Genomic DNA, 25,388 nt, shown 5'->3' on the forward strand with positions numbered 1-25,388 from the left:
CTGACGTCCCTCGGGCAGGGCGTGGATGAGGTCGGCGACGGCCTCGCGGGGGCGGTCGGCGGTGCTTGAGGTACGCGCCGAAGACGGCGACCTCGTGGTCCGTGAAGCGGCAACCGGCACGCCGACGCGTGCGGCGGTCATTCGCATGACAGGCCCGCGCGATGCCCTCCTCGGCGATGAGGGACGAGGCCACAGCCATGGTGCGGGTGCGCCGCTGTGGGCCGGTGTGGCCGGTTGAACCGCGACAGCAGCATCACCGGGCCCCGCACTCCCGGTCTTCCGTGGCGCGCACGCCTCTCCCGGCGGGTCTCCGACGGATCAGCGCCGCCGGCCATCGGCGGACGGTGCGGCAAAGGCAATCTGGTGCTCGCGGCGATTCCGGCTGCGAAGCATCAACAGCGCCACTGCGGGCAGGCCTATTGTTTTTGTATGAGCGATATGCGGCTTCTGCGGAGTTATGTCCGGCCGGATGGTGCCTGCAGCCCGCTGACCGTCCAGGCGGTGCCCTGCACGGCCGTCGTCCGGCCGCCCGTCCTGGTGGATCACCAGGAGCGCCCGGCGATGCGAGCGGGCCGCCGGGCACGGGCGATCCGGCCGCAGATCAGGGTGTCTTCGGGTCGCGGCGGGGAAGCCGGCCGAAGCCGTCACGCCCACCGCACAGCCGGCCTGCGAGGCGTTCGGCGGTGAACCGGCCCCGCGACGAATTGGGCGGCAACGAGCAGCTGGATGACGAACTGGCCGCAACGGTGCGCCGCACGGGGGCCTCGGGCGGGGGCGTTTTTCTCATCGCCGAGCATGAGCGGGTGGGGATCCTGGTGGTGGTGTGCGGCTCCCTGGTGGGGTTCGCCGGCCCGTGGCGACGTGTGCCGCTGGATCTCCGGCTGCCGGGCACCGACGCCGTGCGCGAGCACCGCCTGGTGTGGGTGGGCAGCCAGGAGGATCTGGCCCGGTCCTACCCGCGTGCCGCGGCAGCCCTGCCCTACCAGCTCTCGCTGGCAGCCGCCCCCCTCACCGGCAGCCGCCACTGCTGGGGAGCCCTGTTGCTGGTCTGGCCCCCCAACCGCCTGCCGCACCTCACCTCCCGCGAACGCAGCACCATCACCGCTGCCGCCCGGCGACTGGCCCGAGTGCTGGACGACGCCGGGCACCCTCCCGCCATCCCGGGCAAGCCGCGCGTCACCCCGCTGCACCGCCCGGGCCCCGTACCTTCCCCCTCGAACGCCGGCGACTTCGCCGAGCGCCTCCCCGGCGGCCTCGCCCTGGACCTCGAGGGCCGCATCTCCTTCCTCACCGACGCCGCCGCCCACCTCCTCGGCCGCAGCACCGACCAACTGCTCGGAACCTTTCCGGAGCAGTCACTGCCCTGGCTGGACGACGGCAGTTACGAAGACGGCTACCGCACTGCGCTCGTCACCCGCCGGCCGGTCACCTGCACCGTCCTGCGCCCTCCGGACCACCAGCTCGAGCTGCGGCTCTACCCTGACGCCTCCGGCATCAGCGTGCTGATCAGCCCCGCCGGCCCCGGGCCGAGCTCCCACCCGCCCACCACCCTGCGGTCGCGTTCCGAGGCCTCGGCCGGCAACGCCGACGTCGGACGCCTGTACCAGCTGATGCACCTGGCGGTCGCGCTCACCGAAACCGTCGGCGTGCAGGATGTCGTCGACCTGGTCGCAGACCAGGTACTACCCGCCTTCGGCGCCCACGGCCTGATCCTTTCCACAGCCGAGGCCGACCGCCTGAAGATCATCGGGCACAGGGGCTACACCGACGAGGCCATCCGGCTCCTGGACGGCCAACCCCTGCACACCGACGTCACGCCCGCCGGCCACGTCATGACCAGCGGCACCCCCGCATTCTTCGACGCGCCCGAGCACATGGCGGGCACCTATCCGCAGGCAACCCCTCTCAGCGGCAAGCAGGCGTGGGCGTTCCTGCCACTGATCACGTCCGGCCGCCCCGTCGGCTGCTGCACCATCTCCTATCAGCACCCCCACGCCTTCACCGCCGCCGAACGAGCCACCGCCACCTCCCTGGCCGGTCTCATCGCCCAGGCCCTGGACCGCGCCCGCCTCTACGACGCCAAACACGACCTCGCCCACAGCCTCCAGCGGGCCTTCCTGCCGGGCAGCCTCCCCACCATGGCCGGTATCACCGTGGCCGCTCGGTACCTGCCCGCCGCCCACGGCATGGACATCGGCGGCGACTTCTACGACTTCATCCGCCTGAGCGACACCACCGCCGCAGCGATCATCGGCGACGTCCAGGGACACAACGTCACCGCCGCCGCACTCATGGGTCAGGTCCGTACCGCCGTCCACGCCCACGCGACCGCCGGCGCACCCCCTGACCAGGTGCTCGCACGCACCAACCGCTTCCTGGCCGACATCGAGACCGAGTTGTTCGTCTCCTGCCTCTACGTGCACCTCGACCTGGCCCGGCACCGTGCCTGTCTCACGACCGCGGGCCACCCCCCGCCACTCCTGCGCCACCGCAGCGGCCCGGCCCAGGTCATCGAACTCCCCCCTGGCCTGCTGATGGGCCTCGATCCCACTGCCCGCTACGACAGCATCGACATCCCCCTGCCGCCCGGCACACTGCTCGCCCTGTACACCGACGGCCTCATAGAAACCCCCGGCGTCGACCTCGGCCAGAGCACCGCCGACCTGGCCGCACAACTCGCCTGCGCATCACAGCAGACCGTGGACAGCCTCGCCGACACCCTCATCCACCACGCCACCCGATCCGCCACTCGCAACGACGACATCGCCCTCCTGCTCATCGGCACCGCAGATCTCGGCGCGATCAGCACCCCGGCAGACGACGAGAGCGGCTGAAGGCTTGGAGCGAGGCTGTTCTCGAGCGTGCTCGATGGTCGGGCGATCAGTGGCAGGTAAGGTCGCCGATCATGACGGACGGGTGGCGGAAGGACCGGATCGGCAGCGCGCTGCAGGGGCGGAATCCGGCGGTGCTCCGAAGACTGATGGCAGGATTCGCGGTGATCGGAGACGTTCAGTTCCTCCCGGGGTACTCGGTGCTCCTGGTGGATGATCCGGCGGTTCAGCGGCTCTCGGAGCTTCCCAGAGGCAAGCGGTTGGCGTTTCTGTCGGACATGGACACGCTGGGCGAGGCGGTCGAACGTGCCTGCAACCGACTGGATCCGGCCTTCCGGCGGATCAATCTGGAGATCTTGGGGAACACCGACCCGTTCCTGCATGCGCATGTGTGGCCGCGGTTCGACTGGGAGCCGGCCGATCTCGTGGCCCGGCCGGTGTGGCTGTATCCGTCCGACCGGTGGAGCGACGAGCGGTATGCGCTCGGTCCGCAGCATTGCGCCCTGCGCGACGCGATCGGCGAGGAGCTGGACAGACTGACGTCCTGACACGTGACGCCGGCCACCGACCGACCGGTCGAGCGCCGGCACACGTCAGTGTTCCAAACTTGATGAAGCAGAACGGGCGTTGGAACCTCGAGTGATCGCCTGGGACGAACTCGCCGAGACCCTGGCGTCGACTCTCAGCGGTGGACGTGCCGGTCGACGCTGTGCGGCGGCAACGGCCCATGCGCCCGCTGAAGCGCCACCGGCCCCGGTCGCGGGCTCGATCGATATGGCTTCTTGGGAATCAGAGGCCAGTGCCGAGCGCAGCGACCGGACCAGCCGCGACGTCAGGCCGAGCTTCGCGTAGACATGTCCCAGGTGGTACTCGATCGTCCGCACGCCCAGGGTCAGTTCGCGGGCGATCTGCCGGTTACTCGGGCCCTGGGCGGCGAGTTGCGCGACAGTGAGTTCCTGCGAGGTGAGCAGCGAGTGCAGCTGCCGCCAGGGGAAGACGCCCGGTTCGTCGGCGGCCGCCCGGTGTCCGGTGAGTGATCCGGCCAGTGGGCGCAGCGCCTCGACCACCGTCAGGTGGTCGCCCTGGGCCGCTCTGAGTCGGGCGAGGCGGTCCGGGCGTAGCCCAGGTCGCTGGTGTCGGCGAGAAGTTCGGCATGGTGCAGGGCCTTGGTGATGTGTGTCTGCGCGGTGTCGAAGTCGCCTCGGCCAGACAGCGGTGCGGCCGCGACCGCGTGAGCCACCGCTGTCACGGTCTCGTCCGGCGGCAACCGGTCGCCGTCGCCAACCCCATGTCCCCCCTCCGCGGAGCTGACTTCCGGCGGCACCGTCCGCTCGGCCATTTCTCTGCGGGCGTGTAGACATCACCGACTCTGAATGGAACGCTCCCTACAGACGCGGACCTGTTCGCCCGCTCCGCCGGTTCACCTTCTGCTCTTCGGTCGGCGTCGCCGCTCCAGCGCAACCCCGCCACGTTCTCCGCATGAGCCGCGCATGGCGCACCGGCACGCATGTCTCGCAGCAGCCGAGTCCTGGTACGCCCCCATGCCTCGCCGAGAGGGGTTCACCCATGAAGGTCAATGTCATCCCGGCGGTGCTTGCCGCCGTCCTCCTTGCCAGTGCGGCGCATCCCGCCACCAGTGCCGCCGATCCGGGGGGTGCCGGCCCCACGGAGTTCACCGTGGACACCACCGCCGACGCCGTGGACGCCGACCCGTCGGACGGCCGGTGCCGCACCGCGTCCGGCGCATGCAGCCTGCGCGCCGCTGTCATGGCGGCCAACGCCCAGCCGGGCAGTACGATCACGCTGCCCCCGGGCCGCTACCGGCTCACGATCCCGCCCGACCCGCGACTGATCATCGGCGACCATCCCGACCCGACCACGGGCGACCTGAACGTCGACGCCCCCACCACGATCCAGGGCACCGGCGCGCGCAGCACCGTCATCGACGCGGACCGCGTGGACCGGGTCTTCCGCCTGCGGGCGGACACCCGCATGTCCGATGTGACGATCACCGGGGGACGGGCCGTGCAGCGCGAACTGCCCTTCGCCGACACCGGTGGCGGCGGCATCGCCAACGCACGGCACCTGACGCTGCGTCGGGTGACCGTGACCGGGAACTCCGCCGGGTACGGCGGCGGCATCTTCAACGTCCCGGACTCCCACCTGGATCTCATGGAGAGCACGGTCAGCGGGAACGCCGCGGGAGAGGCCGGGGGCATCAGGTTCGACGACAGCGGCACCGTGACGAACTCGACGATCGCCGACAACCGGGTGACGGACCCCGGCGACCGCCCCGGCAGCCTCGGCGGCTACGGCGGCGGCATCGACATCCGCGGCCTGGGCACCGTGCGGATCCTCAACTCGACCATCACCCGCAACAGCTCGACCGACGGCGGGGGCGGAATCAACATCGCCCCCGCCTACCTCGACAGTCTGCCCTCACCGATCCCCGACATCATCGATCTGCCCCTGGGGCGGATGACGCTGCGTAACACCATCGTCGCGGGCAACACCGTCGACGGTGCGCCCGCCGACTGCAAGAAGGCCCTCGCCACCATCGAGTCACAAGGCAACAACCTCGATGGGGACGGCAGTTGCCGCCTCAGCGCGGTCGGCGATCTGCCCAGCCGCGCGCCGCTGATCGGACCGCTCGCGGACAACGGCGGCCCCACCGACACCGTGGCGCTGCTGCCCGGCAGCCCCGCCCTGGACGCGGCCGACGGCTGCCCGGCCACCGATCAACGCGGCGTCGCCCGCCCCCTAGGCGCCGCCTGCGACATCGGCGCCTACGAGCGCACGCCATGACCCCGCACCCCCACACCTGGAGTGATGGATGAGAGCCCCGAGTCTGCGCCACGCCCTGGCCCGCGCCGCAACCGCCGTTGCGGCCCTGCTCCTGTCACTGACCGTTCCCCCGCTCTCCGCCCACGCCCACTCCGGCGCCGACTCCTTGCTCGTGCGCACCGACCGGGGCTGGGTGCGGGGCGCGACCGTCCACGACGGGGGGCGGGTCTTCCACGGGATCCCGTTCGCCGCCCCGCCGACCGGTGAGCTCCGCTGGCGTCCGCCGCTCCCCGCCGCGCGGTGGTCCGGCGTACGGGACGCCACCGAACCGGCCCACCCCTGCCCCCAGTTACCGCTGACGCTGCTCCCTGACGGGCGCCCCGTCCTGCCCGGCGAGTCCAACCGCACCGGCAGCACAGTAGAGGACTGCCTGTACCTCAACGTCTGGACACCCGCCCGGACCAGCGGCCGGCCTCTCCCGGTGCTGGTGTGGCTGCACGGCGGAGGCAACGCCTATGGCGCGGGCAGCGACTACGACGGCGCAGCGCTTGCTGCGCGGGGTGTGGTCGTACTGACGGTCAACTACCGCCTCGGAGCACTGGGATTCCTCGCCCACCCCGCCCTGTCGGCCGAGGACGCTGACCGCGCCTCGGGTGACTACGGCCTGATGGACCAGCAGGCCGCACTGCGCTGGGTACAGCGCAACATCGGCTCCTTCGGCGGGGACCGGAACCGGGTGACGCTGGGCGGTCAGTCCGCCGGGTCGGCGGACACGTGTCTCCATATCGCCTCACCGACCGCAAAGGGCCTCTTCCACCGGGCGATCCAGCAGAGCGGTGCCTGTGCCGCCGCGGACGGCGGTCTGACGCCTCTCACGCTCGCCGCGGCCGAGCGGAAGGGAAGCGAATTCGCGGCCTCGGTCGGCTGTACGGACCCGACGACCGCGACGGCCTGTCTGCGCACCGTGCCCGTCACCGAACTCATCCGCCCCACCGGTACCGGCGCCTCGTCCTTGTGGAGTCCGAACACCGGGCCGCGCGTCCTGCCGCGACCACCGCACGAGGCATGGGCCGATGGACGAGTGAACGCCGTCCCGACGCTGAGCGGCAGCACGCACGACGAATACCGCTACTTCACCGCTCTGTACGTTGATCTGCTCGGCGGCGGCCCGCTGACCCCCGCCTCGTACGCCGCGCTCATCCAGCTCCAGCACGGCAACCGTGCGGCCGCGGTCCTCGACACCTACCCCGCCTCGGCGTATCCCTCCCCCAACCTGGCGTACTCCGCCGTCGGCACCGACCAGCGGTTCGCCTGCCCGGCATGGGCCGAGAGCCGGCTGTACGACAGCCGGGTGCCCGTCTACGCCTACGAGTTCCACGACCCGCAGGCACCACCGTTCATCCCGGCACCGCACACACCACAAGGCGCCTTCCACGCCTCCGAACTGGCCTATCTCTTCCCCACGAACGCGCTGGCGCCCCTGACACCGGCCCAGCGGCGGCTGTCCGCCACGATGACCGCCTACTGGGCCCGCTTCGCGGCCACCGGCGACCCCAACGCGCCCGGGACTCCGCCCTGGCCGCGTTACACGGCCGGCGAGGATCGCATCCAGGTGCTGGCACCGGACCGGGTAGGACCGACCACCGGGTTCGCGGCCGACCACCACTGCGCGTTCTGGCAGCGCTCCCCCGGCCCCCGAGGAGCAGAGCGATGACATCGGCTTTCGCCCTGGTCCGGGACGGATGCCGGACCCTCCGGCAGGGCCCGGACGCCCTGGCGCACCTACAGCGGGAGCGGCTGGCCTCGATGGTCGACTTCGCCCGCACCAACTCCCCGTACTACCGCGAGCTGTACCGGACTCTGCCCGAACGCGTCGAGGACCCCGCCCTGTTGCCGGTCACGCACAAACAGGACCTGATGGCGCGCTTCGACGACTGGGTCACGGATCCCGAGGTGACCATCGACCGGCTCCGGGCCTTCGTCGCGGATCGCCGGCGGGTCGGCGAACGCTTCCTGGACAGATACCTGGTCACCACCACGTCCGGGACCACCGGCCACCGCGGTCTGTTCCTGCTCGACGACCACGCGGCGGCGGTGGTCAGGGCCCTGTCGCTGCGGGCCGCCCGGCGGTCCCTCACTCCCTCGGTGACGGCCCGGCTGCTCGTTCGCCGCATGCGGTCGGCGCACATAGTGGCCACCAGCGGTCATCTGGCCGCGTACGCCGTCATCGCCCGCTCCCGCGCGGCCGGTCGGCTGTCCACCCGGAGCAGCCGGGTGCTGTCGGCGCACAGCCCGCTGCCCGAGCTGGTGGACCAGCTCAATCGGTACCGCCCGGTGTTCCTGGCCGGCTACGCCACTGTGATCGCGCTGCTCGCCGGCGAGCAGCTGGCCGGCCGGCTGTGCATCGCCCCGGCGGTGGTGTCGCTGCTGGCCGAGGGCGTCAGTGACCGCGACCACCAAAGGATCCGCTCCGCTTTCGGGGCACGCCTGGTCAACACCTACGGCTGCAACGAGAGCCTCGCCCTGGCCTATGGCTGCGGGTTCGGATGGCTCCACGTCCACAGCGACTGGCTGATCCTGGAGCCCGTCGACTCGGACCTCCGCCCGGTCCCGCCGGGCCGGGAGTCCTTCACGGTGCTCCTGACCAGCTTGTGCCGGTGGGCGCAACCGATCCTGCGCTACGACCTCGGCGACAGTGTGCTGCTGCGCCCGGACGCGTGTCCGTGCGGAGATCGGCTCCCCGCGATCAAGGTCCGCGGCCGCGCGGCCGACCTGCTGTCCTTCCCGCGTCGGGACGGCGGCAGCGTCCGTATCGTGCCCATGGCCTTCGAGACCCTCCTGGAGAGCATCCCGGACATCGACGCGTTCCAGATCGTCCAGACGGCGCCCAGCTGTGTCCGGGTGCGGATCCGGTCCGCCGCCGGAGCCGATCGGGACCGGCTGTGGGCGGCGGTGCGAAAGGAGATGATCGCCCTGCTCAGCGCCCACGGGGCGGGCCAGGTGAGCGTCGACCGCGCCGACGAGCCACCCGAGCAGTCTCCGGGCGGCAAGTACCGGGTCGTCATTCCCTGGTCGTGACGCCGCGAGACGGGGCGTCCTCGCCGGGGACGCCCCGCAACGGAATGCCGTGGTGAGCCGCCAGCGCCAGCAGCGCCACGCGCAGCGGTCCGGTCTCCAGGACGGTATCCGGTTCGAACCACCGGGCCACGGCGGTGCCGCTCGCCAACCTCAGCGTGAAGCGCGCCAACTCGTCCGCCACTTCAGGGCGGTCCCGCAAGGCGAAGACGGAGCTGACCGCCTCCCGGGCCCAGACGACCAGCGCGTCTCGGTAGCGACGTACCTCGGCCACGGCCGCCGCACTGGCATCCTGCTGCACCATGCCCAGCCCCAACAGCAGCTTCACACCGTGCGGGTGACGCCGGAACGCGTCCTCGACCTGCGTGAGAAAGGTGTCCAGACGCTGCGCGACGTCGGCGCCCGGTACCTCGCCCGGGGGCAGGGCCGCCAGCAGCGCGGTCCTGGCTCGCTCCAGCACCGCGACGTAGATCCCGTCCTTGCTGCCGAAATGCCAATAGATCGAGCTGACCGGCAGCCCGCATGCGGAGGAGATCATCGAGATGGAGGTGGCGGCGTAGCCGTAGCGGGACATCAGTTCGCCGGCGGTGTCCAGTATCGCGTCACGGGACCGCGCGCCGCGGGCCTGGACCGGTGCCTCCGTCATAGGGCCGACTCTAGAGGAAGCACAGACGGACGGAACCTGCACACGGGGCATGTAAGGCGAAGGGACGGAGGCGGTCCTCAGGTTGTCGGGCATCGACTCGGACCGCCCCAGGCGGCTCAGTGGGGTCTGGACCGGCCGGTGCGGCGAGTGGGGGCACCTCCCATGCCCTCAAGGCAGTGGGGGAGCGTGCCGGGGTCCGGGCCTCACCGCGTCGCGCCGGGGCGAACGTCGCCCGTCGGGGCACTAGACACCGGTACCAGCTCCTGGTCTGTACGGGAGCGCGTCACCGAGCAGTTGCCCGCCGTCGATCACCAGGGTCTCGCCGGTGATCCAACTCGCGGCGTCCGAGACGAGGAAGGCGACCGCCGAGGCGATGTCGGCAGGCTCCCCGATGCGGCCCAGCGCCATCGACGCGGACACGGCCTGCTCGTGCTCCTTCCACAGGGCCTCGGCGAGCTTCGTACGCACCACTCCCGGTGCCACCGCGTTGACGCGGACCTTCGGCGAGAGCTCCAGGGCCAGTTGCTTCGTGAGGTGGATCAGCGCGGCCTTGGATGCGTTGTACAGCCCGATGTTCGCCTCGGAGGCCATGCCGCCCACCGACGCGGTGTTGACGACCGCCCCGCCGTGCTCCCCCATCCAGGCCCGCGTGGCCAGACCCGTCCACAGGACGGGCGCCCACAGGTTCACGTCGAAGGTCTTCGCGAACCGGCCGTGGTCCTGCTCGATGACCGGCCCGTAGGCCGGGTTGGTCCCCGCGTTGTTGACGAGGATGTCCAGACTGCCGAAGCGCTCCAGCGTCAGCTCCACACAGCGCCGGGCCGCCTCTTCGTCGACCGCGTGCGCACCGACGCCGACCGCTGTGCCCTTGACCTGGGCCGCGGCTGCGTCCGCCGCCTCCTGGGAGCGGGAGGTGAGGACGACGTTTCCGCCGGCCTCCGCGATGGCCTGGGCGATGGCCAGCCCGATGCCGCGCGAGGCCCCGGTGACGACGGCCGTGCGACCGGTGAGATCGACTCCTGCCATCTCAGCTCACCACCGTCGGCGCCGCGTCGCGGTACTGCCGCAGTTCCTGCTTGGCGATGGCCCGCTTGTGGACCTCGTCAGGACCGTCCGCCAGCCGCAACGTCCGCAGACCCGCGTACATCATCGCGAGCGGGAAGTCGTCGGTGACTCCCGCTCCCCCGTGCACCTGGATCGCGCGGTCGACGATCCTCAACGCGATATTGGGGGCGGCCACCTTGATGGCCGCGATCTCGGTGCGCGCTTCCTTGTTCCCGACCGTGTCCATCAGATACGCGGCCTTGAGCGTCAGCAGTCGGATCATCTCGATGTCGATACGCGCTTCCGCGATCCAGTCCTGGATGTTGGACCGTTCGGCAACCGGACTGCCGAAGGTCACCCGTGACTGTGCGCGCCGGCACATCAGTTCCAGCGCCCGCTCGGCCGCGCCGATGGCTCGCATGCAGTGGTGGATACGACCGGGCCCGAGCCGGGCCTGGCTGATCGCGAAACCTTCGCCCTCGCCCTTGAGCACGTCTTTGGCCGGCACCCGGACGTTCTCGAAGATGATCTCCGCATGGCCCTCGCGATCCGCGTACCCGAACACCGGGAGGTTGCGGACCACAGTGACCCCGGGGGTGTCGATCGGGACGACCATCATCGACTGCTGTCGATGCGGGGCCGCCGTGGGGTCGGTCTTGCCCATCACGATGAGCACCTTGCAGTTCTTGTGCATCGCGTTCGAGGCGAACCACTTGCGGCCGTTGAGCATGTACTCGTCGCCGTCGCGCTCCATCCGCAACTCGATGTTGGTGGCGTCGGAACTGGCGACCCGCGGCTCGGTCATCGCGAAGGCCGAGGCCATCGTCCCGTCGAGCAGCGGCTTGAGGTACTTCTCCTTGTGCTCGTCGGTGCCGAAGAGGGTGAGCACCTCCATGTTGCCGGTGTCGGGCGCGTTGCAGTTGCACGCCTCGGAGGCGATGTGACTGCGGCCCATGATCTCCGCCAGCGGCGCGTACTCGAGATTCGTCAGACCAGGGCCCCACTCGGGGTGCGGGTGGAAGAGGTTCCACAGTCCACGCCTGCGCGCCTCCGCCTTGAGCTCCTCGAGGACCGGCGGGTGGAAGTGCGGATCGCCGGACGCGCGCATCTGCTCGTGGTACACCGCCTCGGCGGGGTAGATGTGCTCATCCATGAACTCGAGCAGATCCGCCCGGTACTTCTTTGCGCGGTCCGACATCTCAAACAGGGACATCCGAACTCCTTACGGGGAGGGAGGGAAAGTCGGGCGGGCGCTTGTCCAGGTGGCTGGCCACGCCCTCGACGACGTCGGACCCGCGGAAGGCCTGGAGCATGAGGTCTTCCGCCCGGGTCGTGGAATCGGCGTAGGTGCCGTCCGCGTCGTTGCTCAGTTGGCTCTTGATGGTGGCCATGGATGCCGGGGAGCAGTGCCGCGCCAGATCGGCGGCATGGGCGACGGCGGCATCGACCACGCTGCCGGTGGGGACCAGGTGGTCGAGGAGTCCGCTGCGGAAGGCCTCCTCGGCATCCACCATCCGACTCGACAGCAACAGGTCCGCTGCCCGGCTGTGCCCCACCAGCCGGGGCAACAGCCAGGAGATCCCGTACTCGGCGATCAGCCCGCGTTGCGCGAATGCCGTGGTGAACCGGGCCGAGGGCGAGCCGAAGCGGAGATCGCAGTAGAGCGCCTCGACCATGCCCAGGCCGGCGGCCACCCCGTTGATCGCTCCGATCAGCGGCTTGCGCAGGGTCCGCGGTACGTCCCGCGGACGGCGCGGTGCCCGGTCCGCCTCGAAGACCTCGCCGGCCGTCTGCAGCAGTCGGAGGTCGGCTCCCGCGCAGAAGCCGCGTCCCGCCCCGGTGACCACGACGGCGCGTACGTCCGGGTCGTCCTCGACGGCGTCGAGCAGCGCGAAACAGCGGGCCTCGAGTTCGTCGGTCCAGGCGTTCAGCTTGACGGGCCGGTTGAACGTGAGCACCAGCACGGGCCCTCGGTGTTCGGCGAGGACGAGCTCGCCCGGCGGCACGCCGGTCATGCCTGCGCCAGCAGGGAGCTCTGGTAGCGGCGCATCCCGCGCAGCCACCGGTCGTAGTCCGAGCCCTTCTGCCGGTACATGGCGAGAACGTCTTCGTGCGGCAGGATCAGGAAGCGCTCGTCCTCGATGGCGGCCAGGACGGAGTCGGCGACGTCGGCCGGCTCCAGGACGTCACCCGCGGAGGTGACGGCCCTCGTCGCCGCTCGTCCCAAGGCGTCCCCGGACTCGTTCCCGGAGAACAGCAGCCTGGTGTTCACGCCCATCGGGCAAAGACAGCTGACGCGGACCCCGCGATCGCCGTAGGTGACGCTCAGCCACTCGGCGAAGGAGACGGCCGCGTGCTTGGTGACCGCGTAGGTGGCGGAGCCGATCTGGGTGAGCAGCCCGGCCGCCGAGGCGGTGCTGACGAAGTAGCCCTCACCGCGCTCGAGCCACCGTGGTACCAGCAGCTTGGCCGCACGGATGTGGGCTCGCAGGTTCACGTCGATCGAGAGGTCCCAGTCCGGCTCGCTCGCGTCGAGGCCGGGTGCCCCCGCGATGCCCGCGTTCGCGAAGTAAAGGTCGACCGGACCGAACGTGCTCTCCGCGAGATCGACCAACTGCTGGATCTGCTCGGTGTCCGAGACGTCCGCGCCGGCGCTGACGGTGCTTCCCGGATGGCCGGCGTTGACTGTCTCCGACACCACCCGCGCGGTCTCAGCGTCGAGGTCTGCGACGACGACCCTGACACCCTCGCGGGCGAGCCGTGTGACCAGGGCGCTGCCGATACCGCCACCCCCACCGGTGACGATGGCGACTCTTCGTGCGACGTTCACGGCAACCCTCTCCGTCGACGGGGCGTGCGATGCGTCCGAACCTGTATAGTTGAATCCGACGTCAAGTTCAATAGCCGCTCGCACGGAACCGCTGTCCGTGCAAGGAACCACGTGGAGAAAGCCGCCCGACCCAGGGGGATCGAGCGGCTACGAGGCAGGTGGTTCAGCGGTGGCCGGGGAACCGCAGGGCGTTCGCCCAGAGACGGGTGACCGTGGCCACGAGTTCCTCGAAGTCCACCGGCGCACCTTCCTCTTCCTGCCCTTCAGTGCGCACGAAGGCGTTGTAGGCCATGACGCTGACCATTCCCGACAGCGCACGGGACGCCATCATCGGATCGACCTCACGGTCCGCGACGCCCCGCGCCTGCAGGTCGGCGATGCCGCGGGCGTTGCGGCGGATGAACGCGTCCCCGCGCCGCCTTCGGAACTCACGGAACTCCGGTTCCACTTGGGCGACCTGCTCCAGCAGTGCCATCAGCTTCGCGTTCCGTTTGTATGCCGCGAGATAGGCGCGGTTGCTCGCCTCGAGTACCGCATAGGGATCGTCGGTGCCCTGCACCCGGCCCATGCCGGGGTGCATCATGTCCTCCTGCGCCTCCAGGAGGACGGCGGCCAGCACCTCTTCCTTGTTGGCGAAGTAGGTGTAGAAGGATCCCGCCGCGCATTGAGCCTCTTTGGTGATGTCGGTCAGGCGGGTGTCGAGGTAGCCGTCCCGTTCGAAAACCTTCCGCGCGGCTTTCACCAAAGCCGCGCGGGTCCGCGCTCCGCGCTTCGTCGTGGGTGGCTCACGAAGGTGCGAGAGGGGCGCCATGGGTGGCGCCTGTTCGCCGTCGTTCTCTTCGGGCGCAGTAGTCTCCATCCGGGGAACTGTACTTGAATCCGACGCCACTATCACAAATGGGTAAGCGGGCAGGCTCAGTGGCGGCGGGCGGCAGGCGGCAGGCGGCGCAGCGCGTCGACGAACCGGACGATGCGCGGGATCTTGTCGTGTTGGGTGGATCGTCAGGCGGTGATCCCGAAGCGTTCGGCGAGTTGACGGCGGGTGTCGGCGGCGCTGGTGTGCAGAACGCCCCCGATTCCGATCCGTGCCGCTCCGTCGAGGTTCTGCTGCAGGTCGTCGATCATGACTGCCTCCTCGGGGTCGATGCCGAGGCGTTGACAAGCGATCGCGTAGATCCGCCGGGAGGGCTTGCGGATCCCGACCTCGGAGGAGATGACGATCGCATCGGCCACAGCGGCGAGTTCGACGCGGTCGTAGGTTCCGGTACCGAACGAGTTGGACACGAGCGCAACGGGACGGCCGACAGCTCGAAGATCACCGAGCAGCGTGAGCATGTCCCGGTCGATCGACATTCCCGCCTGCATGCGGAGCGTGAGCCCCTCGGCCGATACGTTTGCGCCGTGGGCACGGAGACGTTCGGCGAAGCCTCGCTCGAAGGCTTCGGCGTCGATTCGGCCGCACTCGTGGTCGGCAAGGAGGGTCCGTGATGGCTGGTCCCTGGCGAGGAGGTCCAGCGGCAGGCGCGGGTCGCCGAGGGAGGCGCCGAAGTCGGTGAAAGCCCGCAGCACACTGGAGGTGATGACACCGCCGAAGTCCACCAGGACCGCGATGCGCGCCTTGTCCGTCATGCCCGACATCTCAGGCGACCTCGAACAGTCCGGCTGCGCCCATTCCGCCGCCGACACACATCGAGATCACCACATACCGGACGCCCCGGCGCTTGCCCTCGATGAGCGCATGCCCCACCAGCCGGGCACCGGTCATTCCGTACGGATGGCCGACCGAAATGGCGCCGCCGTTGACATTGAACCGCTCCGGGTCGATGTGCAGTTCGTCCCGGCAGTACAGCGCCTGGGAAGCGAACGCCTCGTTGAGTTCCCACAGGCCGATGTCGTCGATGGTGAGATCGTGCTGCTTCAGCAGCTTCGGAATGGCGAACACCGGCCCGATGCCCATCTCGTCCGGCCCGCAACCGGCAACGGTCATACCCCGGTAGAAGCCCAGCGGCTGAAGTCCGCGGCGCTCGGCCTCCTTCGACTCCATCAGCACCGACGCCGAGGCCCCGTCCGACAGCTGCGAGGAGTTGCCCGCCGTGACACTGGAGTGCGCGCTCACCTGCCCGTCGGGCAGTACCGGCGCCAAGCCCGCCAGGCCCTCGAGCGTCGTCGACGCGCGGTTGCCCTCGTCCCGGGTCAGGGTCACGGCCTCGTCCCGCACCTCCCCGGACTGCTTGTCCAGGACCTTCTTGACGCTGTCCAGCGCGACGATCTCCTGGTCGAACCGGCCGGCCTCCTGCGCCGCCGCGGTGCGCTGCTGTGAGAGCAGCGCGAACTCGTCCTGGCGCTCCCGGCTCACGCCGTACCGTTCGGCGACGATCTCCGCCGTGTGGAGCATCGGCAGGTAGATGCCCGGCCTGTGCTGGACCAGCCAGGGATCCGCCATGCGGTGGGTGTTCATGTGGTCGTTCTGGACCAGGGAGATGGACTCGACGCCTCCGCCGACAGTGACCTGCATGCCGTCGGTGACTATCTGCTTGGCTGCCGTCGCGATGGCCATGAGGCCCGACGAACACTGCCGGTCGATCGACATCCCCGACACGCTGTCCGGAAGTCCGGCACGCAGAACGGCCTGCCGCGCGACATTGACGCCGGAGGACCCCTGCTGCACCGCGCAACCGAAGATCACATCCTCGACCTCACCTCCCTCGAGCCCGGCGCGCTGTACCGCGTGCGAAAGGGCGTGAGCTGCAAGTTCCTGCGCCTGCGTGTCGTTGAATGCGCCGCGGTAGGCCTTTCCGATCGGCGTCCGTGCCGTCGAAACGATGACTGCTTCCCTCATGTCGCCTCACTGCTTCCTTTGGTCGGTTCGTCCGTGAGCTTGGGGGCTGGGAATCAGCGCTCCGTGGGCCGGGATCAATGTCGTCGGGTGGCGTCTGGCACAACTGCGGTGCGAGGAAGGCTCGTTGACCGTCTCCTCGGGTGGCCGATGAAATTCGAGCCATGGCCGCAGGGATGAAAAGAGTCGACCTCCCGACCGGTTATAGTTGAATGCGATGTCAAGTTCAACCGCTGGCTGCCTTGACAGCCCACACCCCCAGCGGGAAGTCTACCGACCAGTCGGTATGGGGAGGTGGGTCGTGACTCAGCTGAGCATCCCCACGGGTGCGGGCGTGTTCGACACCATCGCGGCGGGTCCGCCCGAGGGTCGCCCGGTGCTGTTGCTGCACGGCTTCCCACAGACGGGGCTGGTGTGGCAACGGCAGATCGAGGCGCTGGCGGCACACGGCTACCGGGTGGTGGCACCCGACCAGCGCGGGTACTCCCCCAGAGCCCGCCCCCCGCGACCCGAGGACTACGGCATCGGCCGTCTCGTCGACGACGTGGTCGCCATCAGCGAGGAACTGGGCTGGGCGGCGTTCGATCTCGTCGGCCATGACTGGGGAGGCGCGGTCGCCTGGTGGACCGCGCACGCCCACCCGGGCCGCGTACGCACCCTGACGGTTGTCTCGACCCCGCACCCCGGCGCTCTGGCCACCACCCTGCGCACCGACCAGGACCAGCGCACACGCTCCCGCTACATGATCGACTGGCGGGACACACCCGCGACCGAGGAGCGCATGCTCGCCGACGACGCCCGGGAGCTTCGCGAGTTCTACGCCGGAAGGGTCCCGCAGGACAGTGCGGACGCCTACGTGCGCCACCTGTCCCGGCCGGGTGCTCTCACCGCGGCGCTGAACTGGTACCGGGCCGGCCGCCCCGACGGCCCGATCGGCGTCGTCGACGTGCCCACGCTGTACGTCTGGAGCACGGAGGACAGCGCGTTCGGCCCGGCAGCCGCACAGGAGACCGGGCGTTGGGTCAACGGGCCGTACCGCTTCGAGACCCTCCAGGGCGTCAGCCACTGGATCCCCGAGGAGGCGCCCGAAACGCTGAGCCGCTTGCTGCTCGAGCATCTGCGAGCGCAGGGCGAGCACTGAATCGGACGGCGACTACCCGTTCAGCGAGTGGCCCGTTCGTCGACTCTCCGAGAGGTGACCCCATGAATGCAGCACGCGCGGCCTGGCGCCGTCTCGAGCCCGTCCACGCGATGATCTACTTCGTCCCCGAGGGAAGGCGACGGTACGCGGACCTCGGCCTGAGCGGACGTGCGGGCTACTTCACTTCCCGGAGCGCCGCGTTCGGCCGAGCATCCGCCGAGCTGGTCATCTCGACCTTCTACAACTTCAACCCCGATGTCGTACGGCAGGCGGTGGACGGGGTCTGGGACGCAACGACGCCGCAGCAGGTGCTGGACGCGCGGTACGCCGCGGCGGGCGAAGCCCTGCGGCGGGCGGGAGTCCACGAGCTGCCCCATCTGGACGAGGTCCTGGCACTGACCCGCCGGGCCGCCGGGGCGGCCTGCGAACACGCCCAGGGCCGCCCGCTGTTCGCCGCGCATGCCGCCTTGCCCTGGCCGGAGGAGCCGGTACTGCGGCTGTGGCATGCCCAGACACTGCTCCGGGAGTTCCGTGGAGACGGCCACGTAGCGTGCCTGCTGAGCGAGGGCGTCGGAGGCTTGGAGGCCCTGATCCTGCACGCAGCGACCGGTGAGGTCCCCGTCGGCTTCCTGAAGGCGAGCCGGGCATGGCCCGAGGAGGAGTGGGCCGGCACCCGGGAGCGCCTGCGCGAGCGAGGTCTCCTCGACGGCGATTCCCTGAGCCCGGAAGGCGTACGGCTGCGCCGCCACATCGAGGACCGCACCGACCGCCTGGCCCTTCCTGCCTACGCCGCCTTGGGTGACGCCGACTGTGAGCGTCTCGCCGAACTCGCAAGCCCCTTCGGCCGCGCCGTCGTCGACGCCGGCCTTCTCAAGCTCGGCTGACCAGGCCTGGGCAATCCGAAAACGGATACCAGCCGAAACGCGGTCAGCCGAAGGGCGTCGCTGCCGTGCCGCCTATTCTGCTGGCCGTGGGGCCACCGACGTTGCTGACGAGATCACCGCCGAGCTGACCATGCTGGTCGGCTCCGACCAGGACCTGGCCGGTCGCGTGCGCGCCCCTGACGAGCGGCATTGCACATCAGAGATCCCCGCAGGTCCGGTGGGAACCAGTACGCGGTAACCGTCGCACGGTGCGCATGCGCGGCGGCGACGAGCGGCGTCCACTCCCGCGGGGAGGGATTGGTGTTGTCGACCGCCACCGACCTTCCCGCGGCCCGCGCCTCGTTCACCAGGCGCATCTGCCGTTCCTGCCGACGGCGGGCGGAACGCGGGAACAGGTCCTTGCCGACCAGCTCACAGCGCCCGAGCAGGACCTGCTCGCAGAACGTCGACTTGCCGGACGCCTGCAGCCCCACGAGCACAGCCACGTCCGTGGTGATGCATGTTCCTCCCCACCGCGCGATCACAGTCGTCTCACCGCCGCTGAGAGCGCCGAACGCTCAAGGCTGGTCGAGTGCCCCTCGCAGATCGAGTCCCATGGGGTTGTCCAGAGGGATGTCACCTTCGCGTACCACGGCACGAGTCAGGGGGCGCAGCAGCCGGGCGAGTTCGTCGATCTCGCCGTCCGTGAGCGCGTCGTAGGCGGTCGCGGCCAGTTGGTCGGTTCGATCCTCGATCTCGGACTTGACCTGCTGTCCACGCAGGGACAGCTGATCGTCCTCGACAAGCCCTCTCTCGTTCAGGGCGTCGCGTCTCGATGTCCACTCCGCTTCGTCGAACTCGCGTGCGGGTGTGTAGACCTCGCGCGGGATCCCGCTCGCGATCGCGTGGAGGACGTGGGACTCGCGGCCGCCGATCCCCGCGGCGGTCAGAGCCGCGATATGACCGTCGCCGCGGTGCTCACGAAGAAGCGTCGCCGCATGCCACAGTTGGGCAAGTGGCTCCTGAGGCACCGGCAGGGAGCGGTTGGCGGCGAAGAGGGCCCGGCCTTCGAGGGGTGCCGATTGAGCGGCACGCGTGGCGAGCTCGGCCGCCCGTGCCACGTCCGGGCCGTCGGCTGCGGGACCGAGTGCCCGGCGGAGTGCGCGTACGGATCCTCGCGTGCGCGCCGCCAGGGCCTCGTGCGGGGGAGCAAAGCTCCAGGCCGCCGGCAGGGCGCGGCTCACCCGCTCGTAGGCGAAGTTGTAGAAGAGCGCGTGCACGACGTCGGCGCCGACACCGCCCAGAGGCGCGGCACGTCCGGCGAAGTAACCCATCCAGTAACCGCGGTAGCCCGCCGCCCTGAACTCTTCCAAAGGCTCGGGGGTGAAGTAGACGACGGCGTGGATCGGCTCGAGGAGCCCCCAGAGGTCCCGGGCGGCCTGGCGCCGGGTCGGCGTCGATATCGGCATTGACATGGCAATCTTCTACGCCTCGGTGGAGGGCCGTGTCCCGCGGATCGCGTGACCGGTGGTTCGCTCTCAGCAGACCGGCATGCTGTGACGAGGTGCGCAGTGGACGCTCTTGATCCAGAAGTTGCTGGTCACGGGCCTGGTGGTGGGTGACCTGGATACGGCTTACCGGGATCACGCCAGGTCGGCGCCGAACGCCGAAACCGCCCAGCGGTCCCTGGGGGCGATCTTCCTTGCCGAGCCCGAGCCCGACACCGTGGACAGCGGCCGGACACCCGATCCTCACGAGCCGGCCGCCGGTCCGCTCCCGCCACATGCACGCCACCCCCGGCCGGCTCCGCCCGCACGCCGCACCTGGACGGCCGGTCTCGGGAAACCGCAGGTATGTGCGGCGGATCCCGGACGGGCAGGCACACTGGTCTCCTGAGCCCTGTCCGAGCGGACACGCATCCGTGTCCGATCGGGCTCCCCGCCCGCCGTCTGCCGAAGGAGCCCCGAACGGTGAAGCGCCCCACCGCCCGTGACGTCGCCGAACGCGCGGGGGTCTCGCGAGCGGCCGTCTCGTTCGTCTTCAGCGGACGTGCCGAGGGAAATCTCTCGGCGCGCACGCAGCAGCGCATCAGGGAGGCGGCCGACGCGCTCGGCTACCGTCCCGACGAGGTGGCGCGGTCACTGCGCGGGCGGCGTACCGGGGTGCTCGGCATGCTCAGCGACTCGATCGCGACGAGCCCGTTCGCCGGCCGCACGATCCTGGGCGCGATGGAGGCCGCACGGGCGCGTGGGCACCAGATCCTGCTCATGGAGTCCGGCAGCGACCAGGCCGCCGCGAGCGAGGCCATCGCCGAGCTGCGCGCCCGCCGCGTGGACGGGTTCGTCTACGCGGCCATGGAGCTCAATCCGACGGACGTCCCCGAGGGCCTGGAGCCCGACCGCACCGTCCTCGCCAACTGTCTGCCGCGTACGCCCGGCACGTACGCGGCCGTCGTCGCCGACGAACGTGGGGGCGGCCGCAGAGCCGTCGATGCCCTCCTCGCCGCCGGGCACCGCGACATCGCCCTGATCGGTGGCCCGGCGGGCAACATCGCCGCGGACGACCGTACGCGCGGGTTCTACGACGGCATGCGCGAGGCTGGTCTGCCCGTCCCCGACGAGCGGGTGCTGCGGGTCGGCTGGCAGATCGACGAGGGGTACGCGGCAGCGGTCCGGGTCCTCGAATCGGCCCCGCCCACCGCCGTGGTGTGCGCCAACGACCGGGTCGCGGCGGGCGTGTTGCTCGCGGCAGCCCGCGCGGGCCTGTCGGTACCGGACGATCTGTCGGTGGTCGGCTACGACGACCAGGACCAGATGGCCGCCCATCTGGTCCCGGCCCTCACCACGGTGGCTCTCCCCCACCACGCGATGGGCGCGGCGGCGGTGAACACCCTCCTCGACGCGGTGGAGGCGGGCACCCCGGTCGCCCGGGACGAGGTGCGTCGCCTGGACTGTCCTTTGGTGGAACGGGAGTCGGTGGCACGGGTGGAGGGGTGAGGCAGACGCGGGGGGGCCAGCTCGTTCCAGCGGCTCACGCGTGCTCCCACCCCCGTGCCGCCACTTCCGCCGCGCTCTGTGTCACCTCCACCGACCACTCCCCCTCCGGCGCGGGATACACCTTCTCGGTGAGGGCGGTGTGCTCGGCCCAGACCGCCTCGACGAGGGGGCCGTCCACCAGGACGCGCAGGGTGCCGGTGGGTGTGCACGGGCCCGGGGCCGTCACCGTCGCTGTGCGCAGGTAGGGGCGGGGCGTCGACGCGGGCGCCGCCGAGCGGTCCAGGGTCAGGGTGCCGCGTGTCGGGTTGATCACCAGCGCGACCGCAGGGCCGAGGCGCACCGTCACCTCCGCGTCCGGCGCCTGGACGCGGACGTCGACCTGTAGCTCGTACGCGGGCGGGAGTCCGTCCCCGGGAGAGAGCTCCCGTCCTCGCAGCCCGAGCAGCTCGCGTGCGAAGGCGTGCCGGACTGTGCCGTCGGGGTGGAGTCCGAGCTCGCGCGGGTATGTCAGGCATCCGGCCCACCCGGCGGCCACCGACGCCTCCTCCGTGCGCGACTCCCAGCTCCAGCCCCACACCAGGGTGCGGTCCGCCTCGACGAGCGCGGTCGGGGCGTAGAAGTCGCGGCCGTGGTCGAGGAGTCCGCCGGTGCCGTCCGGCTCGAAGCGGAGCCCTTCGCCACGCGTGCACAGCGTGCCCGTGAGGTAGGTCGCCGTGTAGGTGACGCCGTCGAGCCAGAGCGAGAGGATCAGCATCCAGCGGTCGCCGCCCAGGGGAATGAGCGCCGGGCACTCCCACGCCTCGGCCGGCATGGCGTGCCGGGTGAGGGCCGGGTGCTCGGCGTCGAGGAGCGAACCGGCGTACTGCCACGGCTGGTCGAGGCCCGAGTCGCCGATCCGGTACACGAGCACGTCCGGCCGCGGGCCCCGCCCCCGGTGCCCCGCGCCGATCAGTGCCCAGCGCCGGCCCTCGTAGGTGAAGACGTACGGGTCGCGGAAGGCCAACAGGTCGAGTCCGGGCGGCGGCCCGGGCACCACGGGCCGGGGCAGCGCCTCGAAGCGGCCGACGCCCGGGTCGACTGCCCGCGCGACCATCACCGAACCGATGCCGTCCTCACGGTCCATACCGGTGTAGACGGCGGTCGGCACCCCGTCCTCCACGACCGCGCACCCGGACCAGGCACCCAGCCGGTCGGGCAGGTCGGGGCTCGGCGCGAGGGCGATCCCGTGGTCGGTCCAGTGGACGAGGTCCGCGCTGGAGGCATGGCCCCAGTGGATGTGGCCCCACACGGCGGCGTGCGGGTTGTGCTGGAAGAACAGGTGGTAGCGGCCGTCGTGGAACAGCGGGCCGTTCGGGTCGTTGCACCAGTTGCCCGCGGCCGGACGCACATGGTGACGCGGAGCGGAGCGGTCGACGGGGCCGTGTTCCGTGGCGTGCGGGGCGAGGTGCGTGACGTGCGACATGCGGCGTGACTCCTCGGCGTCGTCAGGGAGTTGAGGGCAGGGCTGGTCGTCGCGGGGGCCAGGTGATCGGTCGCGTTCGCCCTGCACAGCGCAACCTAACACGTGATAGCTTCGCCCCCTCCTCCCCTTGCCGCCCAGAATCTGGAAGGAAGACGCCCGTGATCGTCGTCGCCGGTGAGGCCCTCATCGATCTCGTGCCCCAGCCGGGGCACGGCCCGCTCGCGCCGCTCACCCCGAGGCGCGGCGGCGGCCCGTACAACACGGCCGTCGCGCTCGGCAGGCTCGGTCAAAGGACCGCCCTCCTGTCGCGGATCTCGAACGACACGTACGGGGACGCGCTGGTGGCGGGGCTGCGGGCGGCCGGGGTCGATGTCTCTCACGTCCAGCGCGGTCCCGAACCGACGAGCCTGGCTGCGGCAGTCCTCGCCCCGGACGGTTCGGCCCGGTACACCTTCTATGTGGAGGGCACGGCGGACCGGCTCTTCACCGCCCCGGCCCGGCTGCCGGACGGCACGCGGGCGATGTCGTTCGGCACCTGCTCGCTCGTCCTGGAACCCGGGGCGAGCGCCTACGAGGAACTGCTGCACCGCGCGCATGCCCGCGGGGTGTGCACGGCCCTGGACCCCAACATCCGCCCGGGCCTGATCCCCGACCCGGACGCCTACCGGGCCCGCCTGCGCTCCCGGCTGGCGAGCACCACGCTGCTGAAGGTGTCGCAGGAGGACCTGGAGTGGCTCGGGGAGGACCCACGGCTGTGGCTAGAGTGCGGGCCCGCTGCCGTCGTGGTCACACGCGGCGGCGCCGGCCTGAGCGTCCTCACGCGCGCGGGCGAGGTGTCCGTGCCGGCGGTCCGCGTACCGGTCACCGACACGATCGGCGCGGGCGACACGGTCAACGCCGCACTCCTGCATCGCCTTTGCGCCCATGAGGCGCTCGACGGCACGACGATGGCGGCGCTGGGGAGGGACCAGTGGCGCGACGTGCTGCGCTTCGCGGCACGTGCGGCGGCCGTGACCGTGTCCCGGGCGGGAGCCGAGCCCCCGTACGCGCATGAACTGACCGGCTAGCGCCCGAAGTTGCTCGGTGAGGGGACACCCGCCCCGGGTGGGTGTCCCCTCACCGTCTCACCCGTGTCGCCGGTCTCAGCTCAGCCTGTACTCGACGATCCGAAGATCACCGAACACGGCGGAGCCCCCGGAGGCGTACAGCGTCACCCCGTCGTCACCCGGCAGTCCGAACGCCTGGTGGGTGTGGGCGTAGCGGCCGTCGCCCAGGAAGACCTCGACGGTCGTACGGTCGACCAGGATGCGCACCGCCAGCTTTCCGGCGCCGGCCGGCACCGGTGTGTGCGTCTCGCGCGTGCCGCCCGGGTAGAGGGTGCCGCCGCGGTTGACGTACGCGTAACCGCCCGCGGCATACACTCCGACATCGACATGCCGGGTTCCGCCCGGCGCCTTGCGGAGCTGGAGGCCGACGTTCTCGGTCGTGCCCGGAGTCCACCGCAGTTCGCCGCGGATCTCGTAGGAGGTGCCCCGGTGGTCGAGGGTCTTCGAGCCGTCCACCGTCACATCGCCGAGGCGTATCGTGCGCGTGGCGTACGCGTCGAGGGCCGGCGTGGGCCGAGAGGCGAGGAAGTAGACGCCGTCGTCCGCCCGTTGGAGGGTGATCTCGCGGGTGACCGAGTCGGTGCCGTTGAAGCCGTCCGCGATGAGGGTGGGCGTGTTGTGCGGGTACTCCCAGTTGTTGGTCCAGGCGAAGGCGTACCGTGCTGCCGGGTCCACCGTGCCGTCCGCCGCGTGCTTCTCGCAGGTGACGGCCGCGTACCAGTCGGGGCCGTGGTCGAGCCACTGCGGCGCGTCGGCGTCCGCGGTGAACGTCGTGCCGTCGAAGTCCCCGGTCCAGTACGCGTACGTGGCGGGCAGGCCCTTCGCCGTGCCGTTGGCGCTCGCCGCGAGCACCCAGTGCCAGGTGCCGTCGGCGGCCTTGATGCGGAACAGGTCCGGGCATTCGAGAGTGCCGTAGCCGTCGCGGACGAAGCCGCTGCGGTACGTCCAGGACTTGAGGTCGGTGGAGGTGTAGAGGCCGATCTTGTTGCGTTCGGCGAGCGCCATCACCCAGCGGTCGCGTTCGGCGTCCCGGATGACCTTGGGGTCGCGGAAGTCCTTGACGCCGGGGTTGGGCAGGACGGGGTCGGTGCCGTGCGGTCGGAACGTGCGGCCCTTGTCGGTGGAGTACCACAGGTACTGCGCCTGGGAGTTGGTGGCCGCGTCCGGTTCCATGGTGACCAGCGCGATCACGGCGCCCGCGCCGAAGCCGGCCGTGTTGCCGTCGTCCACCACGGCGCTGCCCGACCAGGCGTCGCCCGCGGCAGTGGTGTCCTTGGGCAGGGCGACGCCCTGGTCGGCGTATGCCACCAGGTCGTCGGAGGTGGCGAGGCGCCATGAGGTGCCCTCGGCGCCGGTGATGTAGTCGGCGTTGTAGAGCGTGTAGTACGCGTAGGCGCCGTCGATCCAGATCGGGCGCTGCGGGTCGTTCTTCCAGTTGTCGGGGATCGTGAAGTGGTATGCGGCCCGGTAACTGCCCAGCGCCGCGGCCGGCTCGGGCTTCGCCCGGGCAGGTGTCACGGAGAGGGCGGACGCGCCGAGGGCGGAGGCGCCCAGGAGCGCGGCTCGGCGGGTGACGGGTCTGGCTGCCATGGATGGGCCTCTCGGGTAGGGGGAAACGGGCTGCGGCGTCGTGCGCGCCGCAGCCTCGAGGCCCGTAAACCTAACTCGTGCTAGGCCAAGTGCCGCAAGGGGAGTGCGCGGATCGGAAAAACCTCGGCGCACCCCCTTGACGGACGCCTCCCACAGCTTCCATCATCCGGAAGCCACCTCAACT

Annotated in this window: 23 protein-coding genes; 9 read left to right on the forward strand and 14 right to left on the reverse strand. The window is 70.7% G+C overall.

Translation table 11 applies throughout. The features are described from left to right. Nucleotides 1-683: 683 nt before the first annotated feature. Nucleotides 684-2,834 (forward strand): SpoIIE family protein phosphatase, encoded by a 2,151-nt coding sequence (locus AB0412_RS30230; RefSeq protein WP_366405766.1) that lies wholly within the window; start codon nucleotides 684-686, stop codon nucleotides 2,832-2,834. 71 nt (nucleotides 2,835-2,905) lie between these two features. Continuing rightward, nucleotides 2,906-3,379 carry a diadenosine tetraphosphate hydrolase gene (locus AB0412_RS30235; protein ID WP_366405767.1) on the forward strand — a complete coding sequence of 158 codons (474 nt, stop codon included), beginning with the start codon at nucleotides 2,906-2,908 and terminating at the stop codon, nucleotides 3,377-3,379. 45 nt (nucleotides 3,380-3,424) lie between these two features. On the opposite strand, the gene AB0412_RS30240 is transcribed toward AB0412_RS30235, so the two are convergent. Beyond that, the gene (locus tag AB0412_RS30240) at nucleotides 3,425-3,898 is read right to left on the reverse strand and encodes a helix-turn-helix transcriptional regulator (protein ID WP_366405768.1); all 474 of its coding nucleotides are present in this window, start codon (nucleotides 3,896-3,898) and stop codon (nucleotides 3,425-3,427) included. A 2-nt stretch (nucleotides 3,899-3,900) separates the two neighbouring features. Beyond that, on the reverse strand, nucleotides 3,901-4,071 hold the full coding sequence (locus AB0412_RS30245) for a hypothetical protein (RefSeq protein WP_366405769.1): 171 nt from the start codon (nucleotides 4,069-4,071) through the stop codon (nucleotides 3,901-3,903). Nucleotides 4,072-4,397: 326 nt separating this feature from the next. On the opposite strand from AB0412_RS30245, the gene AB0412_RS30250 reads away from it, so the two are divergent. The 3 genes from AB0412_RS30250 to AB0412_RS30260 are packed head-to-tail and all read left to right on the forward strand — an operon-like array spanning nucleotide 4,398 to nucleotide 8,693. Then, a complete protein-coding gene (locus tag AB0412_RS30250; protein WP_366405770.1) occupies nucleotides 4,398-5,636 on the forward strand; it encodes a choice-of-anchor Q domain-containing protein in 1,239 nt (412 codons plus the stop codon). A 28-nt stretch (nucleotides 5,637-5,664) separates the two neighbouring features. Beyond that, complete coding sequence (locus AB0412_RS30255) at nucleotides 5,665-7,329, forward strand: carboxylesterase family protein (RefSeq protein WP_366405771.1); 1,665 nt, start codon at nucleotides 5,665-5,667, stop codon at nucleotides 7,327-7,329. Beyond that, nucleotides 7,326-8,693, forward strand: a complete 1,368-nt coding sequence (locus AB0412_RS30260; protein WP_366405772.1) for a phenylacetate--CoA ligase family protein — start codon at nucleotides 7,326-7,328, stop codon at nucleotides 8,691-8,693. Before AB0412_RS30255 ends, AB0412_RS30260 begins: the two co-directional genes overlap by 4 nt. On the opposite strand, the gene AB0412_RS30265 is transcribed toward AB0412_RS30260, so the two are convergent. The 8 genes from AB0412_RS30265 to AB0412_RS30300 form a co-directional block, all read right to left on the reverse strand. Beyond that, nucleotides 8,677-9,336 (reverse strand): TetR/AcrR family transcriptional regulator, encoded by a 660-nt coding sequence (locus AB0412_RS30265; protein WP_366405773.1) that lies wholly within the window; start codon nucleotides 9,334-9,336, stop codon nucleotides 8,677-8,679. The two genes, AB0412_RS30260 and AB0412_RS30265, sit on opposite strands and share 17 nt — an antisense overlap. Before the next feature lie 243 nt (nucleotides 9,337-9,579). Further along, on the reverse strand, nucleotides 9,580-10,362 hold the full coding sequence (locus AB0412_RS30270) for an SDR family oxidoreductase (RefSeq protein ID WP_366405774.1): 783 nt from the start codon (nucleotides 10,360-10,362) through the stop codon (nucleotides 9,580-9,582). 1 nt (nucleotide 10,363) lies between these two features. Continuing rightward, nucleotides 10,364-11,593, reverse strand: coding sequence for an acyl-CoA dehydrogenase family protein (locus tag AB0412_RS30275; RefSeq protein WP_366405775.1), 1,230 nt, complete (start codon nucleotides 11,591-11,593; stop codon nucleotides 10,364-10,366). After that, complete coding sequence (locus tag AB0412_RS30280; protein ID WP_366405776.1) at nucleotides 11,580-12,395, reverse strand: enoyl-CoA hydratase-related protein; 816 nt, start codon at nucleotides 12,393-12,395, stop codon at nucleotides 11,580-11,582. Before AB0412_RS30280 ends, AB0412_RS30275 begins: the two co-directional genes overlap by 14 nt. Continuing rightward, nucleotides 12,392-13,210 (reverse strand): SDR family oxidoreductase, encoded by an 819-nt coding sequence (locus AB0412_RS30285; protein ID WP_366405777.1) that lies wholly within the window; start codon nucleotides 13,208-13,210, stop codon nucleotides 12,392-12,394. Before AB0412_RS30285 ends, AB0412_RS30280 begins: the two co-directional genes overlap by 4 nt. Before the next feature lie 163 nt (nucleotides 13,211-13,373). Further along, nucleotides 13,374-14,069, reverse strand: a complete 696-nt coding sequence (locus AB0412_RS30290) for a TetR/AcrR family transcriptional regulator (protein ID WP_366405779.1) — start codon at nucleotides 14,067-14,069, stop codon at nucleotides 13,374-13,376. Between the two features lie 143 nt (nucleotides 14,070-14,212). Beyond that, nucleotides 14,213-14,896 carry an HAD family phosphatase gene (locus AB0412_RS30295; protein ID WP_366405780.1) on the reverse strand — a complete coding sequence of 228 codons (684 nt, stop codon included), beginning with the start codon at nucleotides 14,894-14,896 and terminating at the stop codon, nucleotides 14,213-14,215. Beyond that, complete coding sequence (locus AB0412_RS30300) at nucleotides 14,850-16,049, reverse strand: acetyl-CoA C-acyltransferase (protein WP_366405781.1); 1,200 nt, start codon at nucleotides 16,047-16,049, stop codon at nucleotides 14,850-14,852. The genes AB0412_RS30295 and AB0412_RS30300 overlap by 47 nt, the downstream gene beginning before the upstream one ends. 298 nt (nucleotides 16,050-16,347) lie before the next feature. Between AB0412_RS30300 and AB0412_RS30305 the strand changes: the two genes are divergently transcribed. Both AB0412_RS30305 and AB0412_RS30310 read left to right on the forward strand, forming a co-directional pair. Beyond that, the gene (locus AB0412_RS30305; RefSeq protein WP_366405782.1) at nucleotides 16,348-17,187 is read left to right on the forward strand and encodes an alpha/beta hydrolase; all 840 of its coding nucleotides are present in this window, start codon (nucleotides 16,348-16,350) and stop codon (nucleotides 17,185-17,187) included. A gap of 62 nt (nucleotides 17,188-17,249) precedes the next feature. Then, complete coding sequence (locus AB0412_RS30310; RefSeq protein WP_366405783.1) at nucleotides 17,250-18,071, forward strand: hypothetical protein; 822 nt, start codon at nucleotides 17,250-17,252, stop codon at nucleotides 18,069-18,071. Nucleotides 18,072-18,184: 113 nt separating this feature from the next. Here the strand turns inward: AB0412_RS30310 and AB0412_RS30315 are convergent, their stop codons facing one another. Both AB0412_RS30315 and AB0412_RS30320 read right to left on the reverse strand, forming a co-directional pair. After that, nucleotides 18,185-18,595: an AAA family ATPase gene (locus AB0412_RS30315; RefSeq protein WP_366405784.1), complete on the reverse strand. Its 411-nt coding sequence runs from the start codon at nucleotides 18,593-18,595 to the stop codon at nucleotides 18,185-18,187. 33 nt (nucleotides 18,596-18,628) lie between these two features. After that, the gene (locus AB0412_RS30320; RefSeq protein WP_366405785.1) at nucleotides 18,629-19,525 is read right to left on the reverse strand and encodes a MarR family transcriptional regulator; all 897 of its coding nucleotides are present in this window, start codon (nucleotides 19,523-19,525) and stop codon (nucleotides 18,629-18,631) included. Nucleotides 19,526-20,020: 495 nt separating this feature from the next. Here AB0412_RS30320 and AB0412_RS30325 point away from each other — a divergent pair, with 495 nt between their 5' ends. Continuing rightward, on the forward strand, nucleotides 20,021-21,046 hold the full coding sequence (locus AB0412_RS30325; protein ID WP_366405786.1) for a LacI family DNA-binding transcriptional regulator: 1,026 nt from the start codon (nucleotides 20,021-20,023) through the stop codon (nucleotides 21,044-21,046). A 34-nt stretch (nucleotides 21,047-21,080) separates the two neighbouring features. On the opposite strand, the gene AB0412_RS30330 is transcribed toward AB0412_RS30325, so the two are convergent. After that, nucleotides 21,081-22,508, reverse strand: a complete 1,428-nt coding sequence (locus tag AB0412_RS30330) for a glycoside hydrolase family 32 protein (protein WP_366405787.1) — start codon at nucleotides 22,506-22,508, stop codon at nucleotides 21,081-21,083. 158 nt (nucleotides 22,509-22,666) lie between these two features. Between AB0412_RS30330 and AB0412_RS30335 the strand changes: the two genes are divergently transcribed. Further along, complete coding sequence (locus AB0412_RS30335) at nucleotides 22,667-23,575, forward strand: carbohydrate kinase (protein ID WP_366405788.1); 909 nt, start codon at nucleotides 22,667-22,669, stop codon at nucleotides 23,573-23,575. Between the two features lie 75 nt (nucleotides 23,576-23,650). Here the strand turns inward: AB0412_RS30335 and AB0412_RS30340 are convergent, their stop codons facing one another. After that, nucleotides 23,651-25,204 carry a glycoside hydrolase family 32 protein gene (locus tag AB0412_RS30340; RefSeq protein WP_366405789.1) on the reverse strand — a complete coding sequence of 518 codons (1,554 nt, stop codon included), beginning with the start codon at nucleotides 25,202-25,204 and terminating at the stop codon, nucleotides 23,651-23,653. Between the last annotated feature and the right edge of the window lie 184 nt (nucleotides 25,205-25,388).

Origin of the sequence: Streptomyces sp. NPDC052012 (assembly GCF_040689265.1) — a bacterium.
GTDB lineage: Bacteria > Actinomycetota > Actinomycetes > Streptomycetales > Streptomycetaceae > Streptomyces.